Annotated in this window: 18 protein-coding genes; 10 read left to right on the forward strand and 8 right to left on the reverse strand. The window is 63.7% G+C overall.

The features are described from left to right. Window positions 1-1,350 (forward strand): replication initiation protein, encoded by a 1,350-nt coding sequence (locus tag BJG93_RS16710; RefSeq protein WP_027195435.1) that lies wholly within the window; start codon window positions 1-3, stop codon window positions 1,348-1,350. Between the two features lie 60 nt (window positions 1,351-1,410). On the opposite strand, the gene BJG93_RS16715 is transcribed toward BJG93_RS16710, so the two are convergent. Together BJG93_RS16715 and parA are read right to left on the reverse strand one after the other, a co-directional pair. Further along, window positions 1,411-2,466, reverse strand: a complete 1,056-nt coding sequence (locus tag BJG93_RS16715; protein WP_027195436.1) for a ParB/RepB/Spo0J family partition protein — start codon at window positions 2,464-2,466, stop codon at window positions 1,411-1,413. Between the two features lie 24 nt (window positions 2,467-2,490). Next, window positions 2,491-3,153: a ParA family partition ATPase gene (parA, locus tag BJG93_RS16720; protein WP_027195437.1), complete on the reverse strand. Its 663-nt coding sequence runs from the start codon at window positions 3,151-3,153 to the stop codon at window positions 2,491-2,493. A gap of 731 nt (window positions 3,154-3,884) precedes the next feature. Between parA and arsC the strand changes: the two genes are divergently transcribed. Further along, a complete protein-coding gene (gene arsC, locus BJG93_RS16725) occupies window positions 3,885-4,244 on the forward strand; it encodes an arsenate reductase (glutaredoxin) (RefSeq protein WP_027195438.1) in 360 nt (119 codons plus the stop codon). A gap of 53 nt (window positions 4,245-4,297) precedes the next feature. On the opposite strand, the gene BJG93_RS16730 is transcribed toward arsC, so the two are convergent. Continuing rightward, window positions 4,298-5,281, reverse strand: coding sequence for a sulfonate ABC transporter substrate-binding protein (locus tag BJG93_RS16730; RefSeq protein WP_027195439.1), 984 nt, complete (start codon window positions 5,279-5,281; stop codon window positions 4,298-4,300). 188 nt (window positions 5,282-5,469) lie between these two features. Here BJG93_RS16730 and BJG93_RS16735 point away from each other — a divergent pair, with 188 nt between their 5' ends. Continuing rightward, window positions 5,470-5,841, forward strand: coding sequence for a GntP family permease (locus BJG93_RS16735; RefSeq protein ID WP_231337546.1), 372 nt, complete (start codon window positions 5,470-5,472; stop codon window positions 5,839-5,841). After that, the gene (locus BJG93_RS16740; RefSeq protein WP_231337547.1) at window positions 5,808-5,981 is read left to right on the forward strand and encodes a GntP family permease; all 174 of its coding nucleotides are present in this window, start codon (window positions 5,808-5,810) and stop codon (window positions 5,979-5,981) included. The genes BJG93_RS16735 and BJG93_RS16740 overlap by 34 nt, the downstream gene beginning before the upstream one ends. A gap of 68 nt (window positions 5,982-6,049) precedes the next feature. Here BJG93_RS16740 and BJG93_RS16745 read toward each other — a convergent pair whose 3' ends face one another. Together BJG93_RS16745 and BJG93_RS16750 are read right to left on the reverse strand one after the other, a co-directional pair. After that, a complete protein-coding gene (locus BJG93_RS16745) occupies window positions 6,050-6,262 on the reverse strand; it encodes a zf-HC2 domain-containing protein (protein ID WP_174566119.1) in 213 nt (70 codons plus the stop codon). Further along, a complete protein-coding gene (locus tag BJG93_RS16750) occupies window positions 6,243-6,848 on the reverse strand; it encodes an RNA polymerase factor sigma-70 (RefSeq protein ID WP_027195442.1) in 606 nt (201 codons plus the stop codon). Before BJG93_RS16750 ends, BJG93_RS16745 begins: the two co-directional genes overlap by 20 nt. A gap of 464 nt (window positions 6,849-7,312) precedes the next feature. On the opposite strand from BJG93_RS16750, the gene BJG93_RS36070 reads away from it, so the two are divergent. Beyond that, window positions 7,313-7,447, forward strand: coding sequence for a hypothetical protein (locus BJG93_RS36070; protein ID WP_269217466.1), 135 nt, complete (start codon window positions 7,313-7,315; stop codon window positions 7,445-7,447). A gap of 141 nt (window positions 7,448-7,588) precedes the next feature. On the opposite strand, the gene BJG93_RS16755 is transcribed toward BJG93_RS36070, so the two are convergent. Then, a complete protein-coding gene (locus tag BJG93_RS16755; protein ID WP_027195443.1) occupies window positions 7,589-7,804 on the reverse strand; it encodes a hypothetical protein in 216 nt (71 codons plus the stop codon). Between the two features lie 287 nt (window positions 7,805-8,091). On the opposite strand from BJG93_RS16755, the gene BJG93_RS16760 reads away from it, so the two are divergent. Continuing rightward, entirely contained in the window at window positions 8,092-8,646 is a 555-nt protein-coding gene (locus tag BJG93_RS16760; RefSeq protein ID WP_027195444.1) for an NADPH-dependent FMN reductase, read from the forward strand. A 157-nt stretch (window positions 8,647-8,803) separates the two neighbouring features. On the opposite strand, the gene BJG93_RS16765 is transcribed toward BJG93_RS16760, so the two are convergent. Together BJG93_RS16765 and BJG93_RS16770 are read right to left on the reverse strand one after the other, a co-directional pair. Beyond that, window positions 8,804-9,922, reverse strand: coding sequence for a hypothetical protein (locus BJG93_RS16765; protein ID WP_027195445.1), 1,119 nt, complete (start codon window positions 9,920-9,922; stop codon window positions 8,804-8,806). 238 nt (window positions 9,923-10,160) lie between these two features. Continuing rightward, window positions 10,161-12,455 carry a hybrid sensor histidine kinase/response regulator gene (locus BJG93_RS16770; protein WP_027195446.1) on the reverse strand — a complete coding sequence of 765 codons (2,295 nt, stop codon included), beginning with the start codon at window positions 12,453-12,455 and terminating at the stop codon, window positions 10,161-10,163. 596 nt (window positions 12,456-13,051) lie between these two features. Between BJG93_RS16770 and BJG93_RS16775 the strand changes: the two genes are divergently transcribed. From BJG93_RS16775 to hpnD, 4 genes are all read left to right on the forward strand, one after another. After that, window positions 13,052-13,417, forward strand: a complete 366-nt coding sequence (locus BJG93_RS16775; RefSeq protein ID WP_027195447.1) for a response regulator — start codon at window positions 13,052-13,054, stop codon at window positions 13,415-13,417. Further along, window positions 13,410-14,033 carry a chemotaxis protein CheC gene (locus BJG93_RS16780; RefSeq protein WP_027195448.1) on the forward strand — a complete coding sequence of 208 codons (624 nt, stop codon included), beginning with the start codon at window positions 13,410-13,412 and terminating at the stop codon, window positions 14,031-14,033. Before BJG93_RS16775 ends, BJG93_RS16780 begins: the two co-directional genes overlap by 8 nt. Further along, window positions 14,030-14,980 (forward strand): sensor domain-containing diguanylate cyclase, encoded by a 951-nt coding sequence (locus tag BJG93_RS16785; protein WP_027195449.1) that lies wholly within the window; start codon window positions 14,030-14,032, stop codon window positions 14,978-14,980. The genes BJG93_RS16780 and BJG93_RS16785 overlap by 4 nt, the downstream gene beginning before the upstream one ends. Before the next feature lie 237 nt (window positions 14,981-15,217). Beyond that, window positions 15,218-16,066, forward strand: a complete 849-nt coding sequence (gene hpnD / locus BJG93_RS16790; RefSeq protein WP_027195450.1) for a presqualene diphosphate synthase HpnD — start codon at window positions 15,218-15,220, stop codon at window positions 16,064-16,066. The last annotated feature ends 4 nt before the right edge of the window (window positions 16,067-16,070 follow it).

The following is a 16,070-nucleotide window of genomic DNA, read 5'->3' on the forward strand; positions in this document are numbered from 1 at the left end:
ATGGCCACGAAGCGAGCGAAAAAGACCGATGTTGTCAGCCCGAGCTCGGCTGAGCTGCGCAAAGCCGTCGAGGCGATCGCGATCCAGCCCAAGAGCGGCAAGATCACGCTGCTCACGCGCAAGCTGTTTAACGTGTTGCTCGCGGTGGCCCAGCAAGCGGATGAGTCGGGCGACACGTATCGGGCGCTGCTGTCCGACATCGTCGCCAATTCCGCGTTCGATTCCAATGACACCGCGCTCGTCAAGGAGCACCTGCGCCGCATGGTGTCCGTGCAGGTCGAGTGGAGCACCGGGACGTCGAGTCAGAAGCCCGGCCGCAAATGGGGTATTTCGACGCTGATCGCAGATGCGGAAATTCTCGAAGATCCGACCACGCGCCGCGTCTGGGTCGAGTTTTCGTTTGCACCGAAGATCAAGAAGAAGCTGCTCGATCCAGTTCAGTATGCGCGGCTTAGCCTGCAGTTCCAGAGCCAGCTGCGCAGCAGCGCAGGCCTTGCGCTCTATGAGATCTGCGTGCGCTACCTGACCAACCCGAGCCATCTGACGATGCGTGAGACCTGGGAATGGTGGCGGCCGATCCTCTCGGGCACGCCGGATACCGAAGCGGGCGACGAAGCGAAGCGCGAGTACAAGTACTTCAAGCGCGATTATCTGCGCCCGGCGATTGCCGAGGTCAACGCGGTCACGAATATTTTTGTCGAGCTGATCGAGCATCGCGAGGGTCGGCGCGTCGCCGAAATCCAGTTCCGCGTGACCGAGCGCAAGCAGCCGATGCTTGCGCTCGACGAACATCCGAACGTGTTCGACAGCACGCTCGTCGACCGGATGGTGAAGATCGGCATTCCGCTGAAGGAAGCGCAGACGCTTTACGCGGACAGCGAGGAGAACCGGATCCGCGCCGCGCTGCAGATGACCGAACAGCGCATGCGCAGTACGTCGCTGCCGCCGGTGCGCAGCGCGCCGGCGCTGTTCAAGGATGCGTTGAAGAAAGGCTATGCGCCGCCGGTCGAGGCGCTGCCATCGGGTGGCGGCGTCAACAAGGCCGCGGCGTCGCCGGCTGACGATCTGAAGGCGCGTCTGCTCGGCGAATACTCGGCTTATCGTCGCAAGCAGGCCTACGAGCTGTACAACGAACAGGGCGAATCGGAACGCGATATCGCGCGGCAGTCGTTCGAGGAAGAGGAATTGCCGGGGCTCGGCACGCACCTGCGTGACGACTGGCGGCGTCGTGGGCTCGACTCGAAGATCGTCGAAACGGCGTTCTTCGACTGGCTCGCGCGCCGGACCTGGGGCGAACCGACCGATGGCGATCTGCTCGCCTTCACGCTAAGTCAGTCGCGCGCGGCCTGATGGGTCGATAACGGCCTCTTGAACTCGAGCCGGCGGTGGACGCACACCGCCCGTCATGTCTTACTTCAGCATCTTCTCAATCTGCCGCAGGATGTCGTCGCGCTTTTCGCGCGTGAGGCCTTTCAGGCGCAACTCGAGCCGGTCGTCCCCGTACGACTTCAGATCGCCAACCGACACACCGCCAAGCTTGATTTCCAGACGTTGCGCATAGCGCTGCCGGCCCGCCGGTTTGGCGCTTTCTTGCGCGGTCGCTCGGCCTTTGACGATGTCGGCGACCTGACGTGTGCTCAGATCGTCGGAAAGGATCCGGTTGATCAGTCGCAACGTCGCGTCCGCGCCGCGAGCGGTGTGATAGCGGCCCACCTGATAAGCCATGTTCGAGCCGAAGCGGTCAGGGCGCGCGACCATCTCCTGCATCACGGTTTCCGGGAGCTTGGCGATGGACAGCGCGACTGCGACCGTCGATTCGTCGAGACCGAGATGTTCGGCCAGCTCCTTCTGGCTCTGGAAATGCCGCTCGTCGAGAAAGCGTCGCCAGACGACCGCGTTGTCGAACACCGTCTGCGAGTCGCGTTGCACGTTGAGGTCATAACCGAGCTTGTAGCTCTGGATGCCGACCGGCAAATCGATGACGATCGATTTCACCGACTCCTTGTTTGCCTCTTTCAGCGCGCGCACGCGTCGGCCGCCGTCACTGACGAAGTAGGTGCCAGGATTGTCGTAGTCGGGAATGACGTGAATCGCCTGCTGCTGGCCCTGCTTCGCCAGATTGACGGCAAGCTCTGCAATCGACGACTTCACATAGAAGTGCCGCGGATTGAAGGGGCTCGGCTTGATGGTTTTGAGCGCGAGTTCGATGACCTGGCCTGGACGATAGCCGTGTTCGAGCCGCCACGCGCGGTAGGCCGCCGATTCGTTGTCCGGATCAGGAATCTCTGCGTCCTGCAGACGCGACGGCACGACGGCCGGAATCGGACGCCCGGCGATTGCGGGAGCTTTCGGTTCGTTTGCGACCAGGCCGTCGATCGCATTCAGACGGTCGAGCGCGGTGCGCTTTTCGCTGCTGGTCGTATCAGGACGTGCTTGAAAGCCTTTGGCGAACTGGGACGGTTTCATTCAGGGTCCTTTATGCGCATAAATTCACGGGAGCAAGGCGGCGATCTCGTTGGCGCACGCCCTTACTTCAAGCGCGGCGAGCTTCGCGCCGCGGTCGTTCATCTGAAGCACCGTTTGCCCCAACGCCATTGCCTGCTTGTACGCTTCGCGCGTGGGGATCTGGGTCTTCAGGAGAGGAAAGCCGAGTTCTTCCAGCGCGCGTTTCAGTTCGCGCGTCAGCATTCGTTTCTCTTCAGTCTTGTTCAGCAGGAATACGGCGCGTAGGTCTTCGTTCATGACCTGCGCTTGCTGAACCAGCTTGACGAGGCCGATGCTCGACCAGTAATCGGCGGGAGACGACGACGTTGGGATCACCGCGACGCTCGCCGCGAGCAGGACGACGCCGGAGACTTTTTCGGTGATGGAGGGCGGGCAGTCGACGACGATGATGTCGTAGTCACCCACGAACTTCTTGATCTCGCGATGGATCTGGCTACCAGCTTCCGACAGGTTGACTACGGCGAATGGGATGCCGGTGTCGCCGTCGGACGCAGCGCTCGCCCAGTGAATCAGGGTGTTTTGGCCATCCGCGTCGACGACGAGAACGCGTTTGCCCTTCTCGTGAAATGCAGCGCCGAGATGCATCGCGATGGTGCTCTTCCCGACCCCGCCTTTCTGCTGTGTTACCGCGATGATTTCTGCCGCCAAATTTCACCTCCTCTTTTTAGACGCAAATGGATTTTACCTGGTTGAATTGCTATTTCAAATCATTTACGTTCGCGAAATTCGGAAATAGGCTTTTCGGCGAAGGATTTATGCGCATAAAGAGGCGGCGGAGGCGCAAGAGGTCTTGAACCACCTGCGAGGCCGCGTGGACTGAGGCGCAAGCGTCATTGATCGCCGTATGGCGGCGGGGGGCGGAAAAGGATTCAGTGCTTCCGTACTGCGTGCTCGGTCGACGACGACTGTTCGGGGTTCTCGGGCTGATCCATTGCGAAAACGAGCACGCGCGTCGGAGCGACCAAAAGGGGTGCGGGACTTTATGCGCATAAAGGTCGCGTGGGGAGTCGGCAAATAGAAAGCATTCCCCATACCCTCGTTCAACCCGGTTTCTGCCTGAAGTTGGCCGCCAAGGGCAAACATGCCGCCGGTGCGCTGCTGGCACAGGCTTTCAGGTTGTCGTTTGTATGGTGGGCCCTCCCGGGCCGATCGTAAGCACGGCTAGAACTAGAACTCCGGCAAGCCAGCGCTAGAAGAATTCCACTCGCTTCGGGAGCAGCGTCGGTTTATGCGCATAAACCGACACCCTCCACCGATCACCCAAACAGCCCGGGTGCCGAACAGTCAATCCATGCCATGCCACCAGGTCACCCGCTAAAATTGCCCACTCTTGGTAACAGCCACAGCAACCTTCAAACGCCACACGCTCTGAACCAGCCATGATCACCATCTACCACAACCCTAGCTGCTCGAAATCGCGCGCCGCCTGCGAACTTGTCGCGAGTACCTACAACTCCGAAAATGAAGCGACGCAAATCGTCGAATATCTGAAGAAACCGCTCAGCGTGGTTGAGCTCAAAAATCTCAACGCTCAGCTTGGGTGCCCCGTCCGCGAAATGATCCGCGACACCGAGGCCGCATATAAAGAGCTCAACCTTGCCGACGCAGCATTGACGGACGTCCAGCTCTACGAGGCGTTGGCGAAGCATCCAATTCTGTTGCAACGACCGATCGTCGTCAGAAATGGGCGTGCCGTCATCGGCCGCCCGCCCGAAAATGTGGCCGTGCTTTTCGGCTGACCGCGCAACGGTCAAACCGGAGCGATGTGCTGAGGCAGACTCGACCTGCTCGGTTAGGCGTTGCCGGGCAGCACGGCATCCTTGGTGACGATCTTCGTCGGAATCAGGTGCAGTTCGGTGAACGTATCGGCGATGCGCTGCTGCTCCGCGAGCACATTCGCGTCGACGGGCTTGTAGACATGCGCGTAATGGCGCAAGCCCGATTCGATCACGCTCGCGTCGAGCCCTTGAATCGGCGCGAGTTGTGCGACCGCCTCACTGTAATGACCGCGCACCCACTCCCCTTCCTTGCTGACTTCATCGATCACGATCGCAATGATTCCGCCGTTCCGTTGTGCGAATGGCCGCGCGCTCAGAAAGAACTGGTGGTGACTCACGATACCCTCGGCATCGGCGAGCAGCCGCGCGTTCGTCTGCCGTTTGGCGGCTTCGAGGAAGGGATCCCAGATGGCCCAGGCATCGACCGCACCGCGTTCGAAGGCTGCGCGCGCATCGGCGGGCGGCAGGTACACGAGTTGAATCTCGCTTGGCTTCACGCCGTTCTTCTGTAGCGCCGCGACGAGAAACCAGTGCACATCCGAGCCCTTGTTTAGCGCAATCTTCTTTCCCTTCAGATCGGCCAAGGTCCTGATTGGCGCATCGGGATGCACGAGGATGCCTTCGGCGTGCGGCGTCGGAACTTCATACGCGGTATAGACGAAATTGGCGCCCGCGGCCTGCGCGAACACGGGCGGCGCTTCGCCCACGTAGCCGAAGTCGATTGCACCGACGTTCAGGCCTTCCAGCAGTTGCGGCCCAGCCGGAAACTCGGTCCATTTCACAGCGATGCCGAGTGGCGCGAGCCTTTTTTCGAGCGTGCCATGCGCCTTCAACAATACCAGGGTGCTGGCGGCTTTCTGATATCCGATGCGAAGCTCTTTCGCATGTTCATCGGCGGCAAATGCGCCGGCATAGAAGACAGGCAACGTGGCAGCGGCCAGCGTTGCGCCTACGCCGGCAAGAAACGTACGGCGCGTCGGCAGCGGATCACGGGACATGAAAATACTCGTTGAAAAAGAATTTGACGAACGCCAAACGATGGTCTGATTGGCTCCGACAATAATTCGTCCGCCGGCCTGGACAAACCGATAAATTCGCATAAGCAAATCATGCGGGACTAGCGAAGCATTGCCCCCGTGCCCAATCTGTCCCCTCCCGCCGCGACAAACCGCTCATCTTCATCAGCGTGCTGAAGCTCGCGCCATTCCTATCGACCTTGTCGGTACGTTCACGGCGGGCTTCGCGGCAGGCCTGCCGCTCGAGGCGGTCGCGAGCGCGGTCAGCAAAGGCGGCCGGCGCGTTGCTCGGCGAGGTCGGCATCATCATTGCGCTGGGCGCGATGCTCGGTGCGTTGATTGCCGAATCGGGCGCCGCGGACCGGCTCCTGTCGACAATCCCGCGGCACTCGACCCCGCGCACGCTGCCATGGATGATCGCCGTCGTCGCGCTGCTCATCGGCCTGCCGTTGTTCTTCGAGATCGGCCTTGTGATGATGGTGCCGATCATCTGCGAATGGCGCTGGCGATGGGTGCGGGCTCGGTGTTGTTCTGCCACGTGAACGACGCGGGTTTCTGGATGGTCCGCGAATACTTCGGACTCCAGCTTAAACAGACTGTGCTGGTGTGGTCGGTCTTGCAGACGATCGTATCGGTCGTCGGTCTCGCGTTGACGCTGATGCTGTGGAGCGCGTTGACGTAACGACAGCGCAAACAACAGCATCGCCCTTCTTCGCCCCGAGTGATGCGCGCCTTCCTGGCCCCGACGCCTCACTCGTCGCCGCTCGCCGCGCCATCCACGGCCGCGGCTCCGCTCGCCACGTGCGCGGCGACCCGCAGCAGGCGGATCTGTTTGCGATAGTTCCGGCACCCGCTGCAGGTGGGCAGATGCAGCCGGATCGCGAGCCATTCGCCAGTCGATAGCGAGCGGTCGAGCGCGTCGGATAGCAGCCGCGTGATGTCTTTACATTTGCCCATTCGCATCCTCGCTGGATAGGCCCTTTTCGCTCAGACACGTGCGCAGCCGCAGCCGCGCGCGATAGATCAGTACGCTGCAATGATTCGCGTTGATCTGCAGTTCGGCGCAGATAGCCGCGATGTCGAGCTCGAGGAACTCACGCATCATGAACACGCGCCCGATGTGCTCGGGTAAATGCTCCAGGCACATCTCGAACAGCGTCCAGAACTGCTGCTGGCGCAATGCGGTTTCGGGCGTCGGCCACGGACGCGGTTTGGTCTCGCTCGACCAGTGGCCGTTGTCCTTGAAGAGTTCGCGATCCAGCAACGCCTCGCCGTCGAGTTCGGCTTCGAGCGCGGACAGATTGACCGTGCGCTGGCGCGCGCGCAGCGTGTCGACGAGCTTGTGCCGCAGGATGCCGAACACCCAGGTCTTATGCTCCGACTGCGCGGCGAAGCGCGTGGCCTGAGTCCATGCGGCGGTCAGCGCTTCCTGCACGGCGTCCTCGGCGGCCGCGGCATCGCGCAATTGCAGACGGGCGAAGCGCACGAGGTCGCGCCGCAATTGCGCCAGGTAGATCGGATCGTCGAGCGACGGGGCCGGCTGCGTCACCGCGAACTCCGTCGACGCGCGCTCGGCCGCGCCATGCGCTGCGCGCGTGGCCCTGAAACGTGGTGATTCATGAGCGGAAGGTTGTCCTCGCAGGGTGTGCGGATGCGTGCGCCATTCTCCCTCACGTTCGTGCCCAAGCGAATCGGTATTGAACATATGCCCCTCGGCAATCGATAGCCGTAGAGACTTAGTCGCGCGGTGCGGCGACTTATGACACTGGAAATTAATTGTTGCGAAAAAATGAAATTTCGGACTTCGCTGCCGGAGGAATTTTGAATCGCCGCATGGCTTGCCCACGCGTCGCGACCAAGCGCCGATCTCGCGCAGTCAGGTCATCACGATTATTTCGATTTATGAAAAAACGTCTTCTCGTCTTCGCTGTTTGTAGAACCGGGTCCGCTCGTTATTCTTCACGCCATCGATCGCATCAGATCGCGCAACCCTACTCTGCGAGGACCCGCACCATGAAACGCATTTTCTCCGCCCTGATTGCTTCGGCCGCACTGTTCGCAGCTGCTTCCGGCGTCGCTCACGCCGCAGCTCCGGCTTCGGCCTGCAACGGCCCGGCGTCGTACTGCAACGTATTTTTCGGCAACTGAGCGGCACGTCCAAACAGACAGCCAAGCAGCAAGAAAAAAGGGCGCCGGCAACGGCGCCCTTTTCGCATCTGAAAGCGCGGAAGGGGGAAGGGCGGCGTCGACTCGCCCTCGTATCCACAGCGGACGGGAACCCGCGAACTTCTACCGGCTTGGCGCCTTGCCCCCGCCATCGAGTCCGGCGCCGGTGCGCCAAACCTGCTTGCCTTGCTCCGACAACTGGCCGCAGCTATGCGTGGCATCGGCTTCGACGCCGTCGACGGCCATCTCGCCGCCAGCGGGCTCCTGCGCGCGTTGCCTCGCCTTCTTGCGCGCGGCGACAGCTTCGTCGTGTGATTTTCCTGCGTAGTCGAGACTCATGATCCGGTCCTCCAGATGTCGATCCTGTCCACTTGCCTCAGATTGGCTTGGCCCGAAGGCATGCTTGATTGACAAGGCAAAAGTCGCACTTATCCACAAGGTTATTCAGCGAATCTGTGGATAACTTCTCTCGCTGCGAGGTTATCCACCGACGGCAGCGCAAGAACCCTTCCCGATCCGCTATCGCCTTGCCAAATCCGCCAGCGCCTGGGCGTTTCGCGCGGCTTTGCCTATGATGAACAGTCCGTACTCTGCGCGCGTCGAGCGCCTTACCGAGGAAGCGAAAAATGGCCTATCACATTGCAGTTGTCGTCGGCAGCTTGCGGCGGGATTCGTTCAATCGCCAACTGGCTCAGGCAGTGATTTCCCTTGCTCCGTCCGATTTCACCTTCGAACACATCGATATCGGCTCCTTGCCACTGTACTCCCAGGACTACGACGCCGACTATCCCGAAGCCGGCAAAAAACTCAAGGAGCGCGTGCAAGCCGCGGACGGCCTGCTGTTCGTCACACCCGAATACAACCGCTCGATTCCGGGCGTGCTGAAAAACGCGCTCGACTGGGGCTCGCGCCCGTGGGGCACGAACTCATGGGGCAACAAGCCCGGCGCGATGATCGGCACTTCGGTGGGCGCGACCGGGACGGCGCTCGCGCAGCAGCATCTGCGCAACGTGCTTGCCTATCTCGACGTCGCGACGATGGGGCAGCCCGAGATCTTCATCAAGCACGATCCGTCGGTGATCAATGAAAAAGGCGAGATCGTCAACGACGGCACGCGCAAGTTCCTGCAAACGTTCATGGACCGCTACGTCGCGTGGGTCAAGCGGTTTCGAGCGGCGTAGCTGAGCGTCGCGCGCACGACGGCGCCCTGAGCCCCGTCGAAACACCGCGGACACGGCGCGCGCCGCTCAACGCGGCCCCACTCGTTTCGCCAGCACAGGCGCCGGCTACGACAGCGATGCTTGCACCACCGCCGGGCCGGTCGGACCGGCCGTATCGCTACACATGGTGATGCCCGGTCACTCGCTCCCACCCATGACGCACCGCGAGCTTGAAGCGCTCCCACGTGCTCTCCGACGACGTGCTTTCCCAATGGCGGCGTGCCTCGGGCTCGATCTCTTCCCACGGACGATTGCGGAACCGCGCGTCGCGACCGATCTCCGCGCCGTAGCGGTAGGCCGGCACATAATCTTCGTAACGCGCGTTCGCGGCCGCGTACTGCTCGTCGTAGTGCGTGCGGAAATCTTCTTCGTACTCCAGATATTCGTTCGGCATCTGAGCGCCAGGACCGGCACCCGGCTGTCCGCCTTCAGGGACGATGTCGGACGGCTGCATCACCGCGCCCGAGCCCGGCGCCGAGCCGGCGGCAATCGCGCTGCGTCCGGCGTCGCCGGCGAGCGGATCGGCGATCGGTTCGTTGGCCGGATCGCTGGTCGGCCGTTCGCTGATCGGTGGCGGCGCGAACGGCTCGGTGCTGGTGCTGGTGTCGGCTGCGCTCGGGCCGGTCGCCGAAGTGGCGCCCGTCGCCCCGGCGATTCCAGTCGACTCCGTCACGCCCGCGGCCCCCGCGGCGCCCACTGCGCCGCCGGTCGAACGCGCGCCGGTGGCCCCGGGTGTTGCAGTGGTGTCCCGCATGCCCGGCGTCGCGCGCGCCTCGGTCGTCACACTCGACGTGCGGGGCGTACCCGGCATCACCGCGCCGATGCCGAGCTCATCGAGCACCGAGTGGTCGCGCCCGGATGCGACCGGCGTGTCCGCCTCGGGCAGACGGTCGCCGATATCGGTTGCGCCGAGCCGCACCAGCGTATTGCGCGCCAGTTCCGCGTGAGACTGGCTCGCCGCGCGGACGCACACGAGCACCGCACCGCGCCGCATCGCCTCCGCGTAGCGCGCGGTGTCCGACGCACGCGGCCCGGTCGAAAACAGGCTGGCGAGAAAGCGCTCGATATTCGCTAGCACGCCGGCGTTGGCGACTTCGCTGGTAGCCGAGCCAACCGAAGGCTCGGGGTTCGCCTGCAACTCGACTTTTTCCCGCGCAAAACCGGTTTGCACGAGTGTGTCGCGGGCGTTTTCAGCCTGCATGTAGGTGTCGAATAAACCAATCACGGTATGTTGCATGGCTGTCTCCCGACATGTTCTGCTGGAACGGGCGGCACCCGAAGCGCCGTCCCTTGGCCGTCTTTACGCACGCAACGTTCATGCCCCCGCGGCGCCGCGCGGCGGCGGCACGCCCCATGCGTAGCCGCGATGCCCGCCGTGCTACGCATTACGTAGGCTCGTGATGCAAAAAAAGCGCGGGGTGTGAAGGCCGCGCTTTTTACAAGGCCCGGTAAATGACGCCGGGATGACGCGGACCTCAGGTATCGGCCGGATGCGTGGCCGCAGCGGTGCCCGTTTGCGCGCCGTTGTGCTGGATTGCTTCGAGCAGCTTCTCGAGCAGTCCGATATCGAACGGCTTGGACAGCACGTGCGCGTTCACGTGCCGCGCGCGGTCGAGCTCTTCCGCGTAGCCGGTGACGAGGATGACCGGCAGCTGCGGGTCGAACTTGAGCACCGCTTCGGCCAGATCGATGCCGTTCATCTTGCCGGGCATATGAATGTCCGACAGCACCAGATCGAACGGCAGCGGCTCGCCGGTGCCCGCGCGCGTCGCGCGAGCGTCGTCGAGCACGCGCAGCGCCGTGTCGGCGTTGAACACGCAGGTGACCTGGTGACCCATCATCTGCAGCAGCGCCTCGGTGCCGGCGGCGACTTCTTCGTTGTCCTCGACGAGCAGCACGCGCAAAGCCTGCGGCGCGCCTTGTTCGGGCGCAAGCGCTTCGGCCGGCCCGGCCGTCGGCGGCTCGGCCGACGCGCGCGGCAGATAGAGCCGCACCGAGGTGCCCGCGCCGATCGCGCTGTCGATTGCCGCGAGCCCGCCCGAGCCCGCGCAGAACGCGAATACCTGCGGCAGCCCGAGTCCCGTGCCCATGCCTTTGGGCTTGGTCGTGAAAAGCGGCTCGAACGCGCGCGCGAGCACCTCGGGCGCCATGCCGGCGCCGGTGTCTTCGAGCGACAGTTGCACGAACTCGCCGGTCAGCGCAAAGCCGTCCTCGTGGCGGAACACGACGTTGCTCGCGCGCACGGTGAAGCGCCCGCCGTTGGCCATCGCATCGCGCGCATTGACAGCGACGTTGATGAGCGCGAGCTCGAGCTCGGCAACGTCGACGCGCACCGGCCAGGTTGCGACGCCGCTATCGATGACGAGCGACACCTTCGCGCCGAGCGACGCGCGCAGCAGCTCGCGGCACGACGGCAGCCAGCGTTCGAGCGAGAGCGTCTCGCTGCGCAGCGGCTGTTTGCGCGCGACGCCGAGCAGCTGCCGCGTCAGCGACTGACCGCTCTTCAGCGCGCGCTCCATCGACGACAGTTCGCGCTCGAGCCCGCCGACGCCGCGCCGTCGCAAGATCTGCACGTTGGCCGAGAGGATCATCAGCAGGTTGTTGAAGTCGTGCGCGACGCTGCCGACCAGCGTGCCGAGCGCTTCCATCTTGCGCGACTGGCGGTACGCGGACTCGATCGAGCGGCGCATCGATGCCTCGGCCTGCCAGCGCTGCCACGCTTCCTCTTCGGCGCCGAGGCGGCGCAGCGACAGCCAGATCACGCACCACAGCGCGATCGACGGCGTGAACATCGACAGCATCAGCACGCTGAGGTGCGTGTACCAAGACGCCCAGATCGCCGACGTGCGGTAGCCGCACAGCACGTAGACCGGATACGAGCCGACGTGCCGGAACGCCACGATCAGATTGCCGTCGGTGAAACCCGAGCGCATCCGCACGACGCCGGAGCGCTGCCCTAGCCTGACCGCTTCCGCGAACGGCGAATCGGACGCGATCGCGGTCGGCTCGCGCGGGCCGCGCGGGTAATGCGCGAGCACTGCGCCGTCGGTGCGCACGAGGCTCATCACGATCGGCGTGGCGTCGCTGCTGCCGAGCAGCTCGCGATAGAACGCGTCGAAATAGCTGGGCCGCAGCGCAATCGACACGACGCCCGCGAACGAGCCATTGGGCGCCTGACGCTCGACGCCCATATTGAACACCTGCTCGCCGCTCACGTGCCCCGTCATCACTTTCGACACGTGTTCGAGCAGGTTGCCGCCCCGGATGCCGACGAAATCGTCGCGCTGGCCGATCGAAATCTCCGGCGACGGATACAGGCGGCTGCTTACGAGCAGGGCGCCCTGCTGGCCGAAGATCGACACCGAGGCCACCTGCGGATAGCCGCCGCCCAGGGTGCGCAACTTGTCGTGAATCGTGTGTTCGCGCGCGCGGATGCCGTCGTCGTCGAGGCCCTCGGTCAGATCGACGATGCGCGAGTTCAGCGTCTCGTTCATGTCGAACACTTTCAACGCATGTTCTTCGGCGACGCGCACCGTGCGCAGCGTCAGGTCGGTCGCGTCGGCCTCGCGCGAGCGCAGATCGGCGAATGCCATCGCCGCGACGTAGACGAACGGCAACACGATCGCCGCCACCAGCAGTGCGATCAGCGTGATGCGGCGCACCTGGAAATTCTGTTCCGGCACGGCGGGAAACGACGCGTCGTCCCGCTCGTGGGCAGGATGACCCGGATGGCGGCCCGCACGCGCGGAGTCGACCTGGTGTGATGTCATTGTCGTTGATGCGAAAAGTCGTTCGAAATTGGCCGCCCCGTATCGGGCCGATGCCGGCACCCTGCCGCCTTCAAAACAAGCATAGACGGAACGCGGAAAAAATTGCCGCAAAGCGTCGGAGACGGGCGTGCGGCGTGCGGGTCGTTCTTTAACAGCGGTTTTAAAACAGCGACGAATCGGAAAGCGCAAACGTACACAAAAGTATAAACATAAGCAAATCTCCGTCAGAACGATAGAAGCATTTCTAAAATTGGCCTTGCAGGGAAACAGATCGTTGCCGTCGGCGATTCTGGCGAGTTGCTTTTGCGCGGCTTTACTTCGACAATTCTCGCCACGATAAAAAGGCCGTTGCCACCCCTGTGAGCCGGATCGTCAAAGTCCGCCAAAGCGTCCTGCTGCATTCGCACCCCTCTCGCCCAAGGCAACTGCAATTCGCACGCGCCACTGTATCCGGTCGCGCGTCGGTCGGCGTCGCGAAAGCGTGACTCCCTCGCTGCCGGAACCACGAAAGACGCAAACAACCAGGCGCGGACAACGCGCGGACCAACAGCCGATTCCTTTATTCACCTGCCCAAACCGCCCACCGCGCCGTTGCCATGCTGCCCATTGTGATCGCCGACGATTCGCTGCTCGCTCGCAAGTTGCTCACGAAGGCACTGCCGCCGGACTGGGCCGTCGACGTGTCCTACGCGACGAACGGGCGCGAGGCGCTAGCGCTGTATCGCGAGGGCAAGGCATCGGTGATGTTCCTCGATCTGACGATGCCTGACATGACCGGCTACCAGGTTCTCGAAGCGTTGCAGCACGAGGACCTCAATACCTTCGTGATCGTCGTTTCCGCCGACGTGCAGCCGCTCGCTCAGGCCCGGGTGCGTGAACTGGGCGCGATCGCCTTCATCGCCAAGCCGGTGACGCCGGAGGCGGTCATGCCCATCCTCAAGGAGTACGGCTTGTATGTCTGAGCCCGCCTTCACCGAAGACCAGCGCGACGCGCTACAGGAAATCGCCAACCTCGCGATGGGCCGGGCCGCGACGCGGCTCGCACGGCTGCTCGATTCGTTTATCGAGCTGTCGGTGCCGCGCGTGCGGATGGTCGCGGTGAGCGACGCGGCAAGCACGCTGCGCGAGATGACCCACATCGAAGACACGGTCAGCGCGGTGCGCCAGGGCTTTCGCTCGGACATCAAAGGCGAGGTGCTGGTGATCTGTCGCAGCGACAGCATCGCGCAGCTGTGTTCGCTCGTGAGCGACCCGTACGCGCGCTCGAGCTACGAGGCGGTCAGCGAGCGCGAACTGATGCTCGACGTCGCGAACCTGCTGTCCGGCGCTTGCGTGTCGTCGATACTCGACCAGCTCGGTCGCACGCCGGTGTTTTCCGCGCCGGGCATGCTCGGCGACGCACTGACGCTCGACGAAGTGTTCCAGCCCGGCGTGCTGCAATGGAAGGTGGCGCTGCTCGTCGAAGTGAATTTCGCGCTGGAACATCACAGTTTTCGCGCGCATCTGGTGATGCTGATGCCCGAAGACTCAATCCGTCACATGAACGAAGCGCTCGATGCGCTGCTGTCCAGTCTATGAACGTCTCCGTGGAATCGTTGAGCGACCTCGTGGTCGAACGGGTCGGCTTCGGCATCTTCGTGCTCGACCGCGAACTGAACGTGCTGATGTGGAATCGCTTCATGCAGGACCATAGCGGCCTGTCGGCGGAGCAGGTGGTCGGGCGCTCGATCTACCTGAACTTTCCGGAACTGCCGCGCGTGTGGCTGTCGCGCAAGATCGAGAGCGTGTTCCAGCTCGGCAGCTTCGCGTTCAGTTCGTGGGAGCAGCGCCCGTATCTGTTCAAGTTCGATCACGACCGTCCGATCACCGGCGGGGTCGACTTCATGCAGCAGGACTGCACGTTCATGCCGCTGATGCGCGATCGTGAAGTGGTGGCCGTGTGCGTGACGATCTCCGACGTGACGCATGTGAGCATCGTGCAGCGCGAGCGCGAGGAGGCGGTCGCGAAGCTGCAGGAGTACGCGAACCTCGACGGGTTGACCGGCATCGCGAACCGGCGCTTTTTCGAGGCGCGGCTGTCCGACGAGTTCACGCGCTGGCAGCGCTACGGCGGCGACATGTCGATGCTGCTGTTCGATCTGGATCACTTCAAGAAGATCAACGACCAGTTCGGTCACGGCGTCGGCGATACCGTGCTGCGCGTGATGGCGCAGCGCGTCGCCGGCGTGGTGCGCGCGCAGGACACGTTCGGGCGCTTCGGCGGCGAGGAGTTCGCGCTGCTGTTGCCGTGCACGCCACTCGACGATGCGATGCTGGTGGCGGAGAAGATCCGTCGCGTGATCGAGGAAACGCCGGTCGAGCTGATCGGCACCAGCGTGCCGGTCACGGCGAGCCTCGGCGGCGCCTCGGCGCGCCACGGCGTGCCCGCCTACGACGTGCTGATCAACGAGGCCGACGCGGCGCTGTATAGCGCAAAGCGCCAAGGCCGCAACTGCGCGGTCGCGTTCCGGCTCGCGGGGGCCTGATCCGCTGACGGGGGCGGCGCGGCCGAACCCGCCGCGCCGCCCCCGGCGGCCTTCGTTGCCGTCCCTCTATTGGCTGGCGAACTGCGGTCAGCGGCAAAGATTGCTATACTTTTCGCCGTTTCCGGCCGCCCAGCCGGATGTTTCGCGCGTGTCCGCGCGCGCGGGCGCACTGCCCTGCGGGTCGGCATAAAAACCTCTTTGAACGCCTTTCAGCGGGCGCCTCCAGCGGAGATCGTCTTGGCTGTTTCCAATCTTGTCGTGGACGATACTGAAATCGACGCCGCTGCCGCCACGTCCGGCAGCTCGTTTTATCTCGCCATGCGCATCCTGCCGGCGGCGCAGCGCGATGCGATGTATCAGGTCTACGCCTTCTGCCGTGCCGTCGACGACATCGCCGACAGCGACTTGCCGCGCGCCGAACGCGCGGCCGACCTCGATCGATGGCGCGCCGACATCGACGCGTGCTACGCCGGCCAGCCGCGCGCGTCGCTGCGTGCGCTGACGCGACACATTCACACATTTCATCTGCAACGCGAGGATTTTCACGCGATGATCGACGGCATGGCGATGGACGCCGCCGCCGACATCTGCGCGCCCGACGACGCCACGCTCGACCTCTATTGCGACCGCGTCGCGAGCGCGGCCGGTCGTCTGTCGGTGAGGATCTTCGGGATGCGCGACGAGCCGGGCCGGCTGCTCGCGCATCATCTCGGCCGCGCGCTGCAGCTCACCAACATCCTGCGCGATATCGACGAAGACGCCGGCATCAACCGCTGCTATCTGCCGCGCGAATTGCTCGCGCGCGAAGGCATCGCGGTCACGAGCCCGCGGCAGATCGCCGACGATCCGACGCTGCCGAACGTTTGCGCGACGCTCGCCGAGCGCGCGAAGCAGCACTTCGCCGAATCCGACGCGATCATGGATCGCGAGCCGCGCGGCCACGTGCGCGCACCGCGCATCATGTCGGGCGTTTATCGCGTGCTGCTCGAGCGCACGCTGGAGCGCGGCTTCGACGTTCCGCGCACGAAGGTCAGCAAGCCGAAGCTGCGCCTGCTGTGGATCGTCGCGCGCTACGCGCTTTTCTGAACTG

This window comes from Paraburkholderia sprentiae WSM5005, assembly GCF_001865575.2.
GTDB classification, from domain to species: Bacteria; Pseudomonadota; Gammaproteobacteria; order Burkholderiales; family Burkholderiaceae; genus Paraburkholderia; species Paraburkholderia sprentiae.

Bases quoted from the DNA above. Each gene is read 5' to 3' on its own strand.
- BJG93_RS16710 (WP_027195435.1), top strand. From the start codon at position 1: ATGGCCACGAAGCGAGCGAAAAAGACCGATGTTGTCAGCCCGAGCTCG.
- BJG93_RS16715 (WP_027195436.1), bottom strand. From the start codon at position 2,466: ATGAAACCGTCCCAGTTCGCCAAAGGCTTTCAAGCACGTCCTGATACG.
- arsC (WP_027195438.1), top strand. From the start codon at position 3,885: ATGATCACCATCTACCACAACCCTAGCTGCTCGAAATCGCGCGCCGCC.
- BJG93_RS16730 (WP_027195439.1), bottom strand. From the start codon at position 5,281: ATGTCCCGTGATCCGCTGCCGACGCGCCGTACGTTTCTTGCCGGCGTA.
- BJG93_RS16740 (WP_231337547.1), top strand. From the start codon at position 5,808: ATGGGTGCGGGCTCGGTGTTGTTCTGCCACGTGAACGACGCGGGTTTC.
- BJG93_RS16745 (WP_174566119.1), bottom strand. From the start codon at position 6,262: ATGCGAATGGGCAAATGTAAAGACATCACGCGGCTGCTATCCGACGCG.
- BJG93_RS36070 (WP_269217466.1), top strand. From the start codon at position 7,313: ATGAAACGCATTTTCTCCGCCCTGATTGCTTCGGCCGCACTGTTCGCA.
- BJG93_RS16755 (WP_027195443.1), bottom strand. From the start codon at position 7,804: ATGAGTCTCGACTACGCAGGAAAATCACACGACGAAGCTGTCGCCGCG.
- BJG93_RS16760 (WP_027195444.1), top strand. From the start codon at position 8,092: ATGGCCTATCACATTGCAGTTGTCGTCGGCAGCTTGCGGCGGGATTCG.
- BJG93_RS16765 (WP_027195445.1), bottom strand. From the start codon at position 9,922: ATGCAACATACCGTGATTGGTTTATTCGACACCTACATGCAGGCTGAA.
- BJG93_RS16770 (WP_027195446.1), bottom strand. From the start codon at position 12,455: ATGACATCACACCAGGTCGACTCCGCGCGTGCGGGCCGCCATCCGGGT.
- BJG93_RS16775 (WP_027195447.1), top strand. From the start codon at position 13,052: ATGCTGCCCATTGTGATCGCCGACGATTCGCTGCTCGCTCGCAAGTTG.
- BJG93_RS16780 (WP_027195448.1), top strand. From the start codon at position 13,410: ATGTCTGAGCCCGCCTTCACCGAAGACCAGCGCGACGCGCTACAGGAA.
- BJG93_RS16785 (WP_027195449.1), top strand. From the start codon at position 14,030: ATGAACGTCTCCGTGGAATCGTTGAGCGACCTCGTGGTCGAACGGGTC.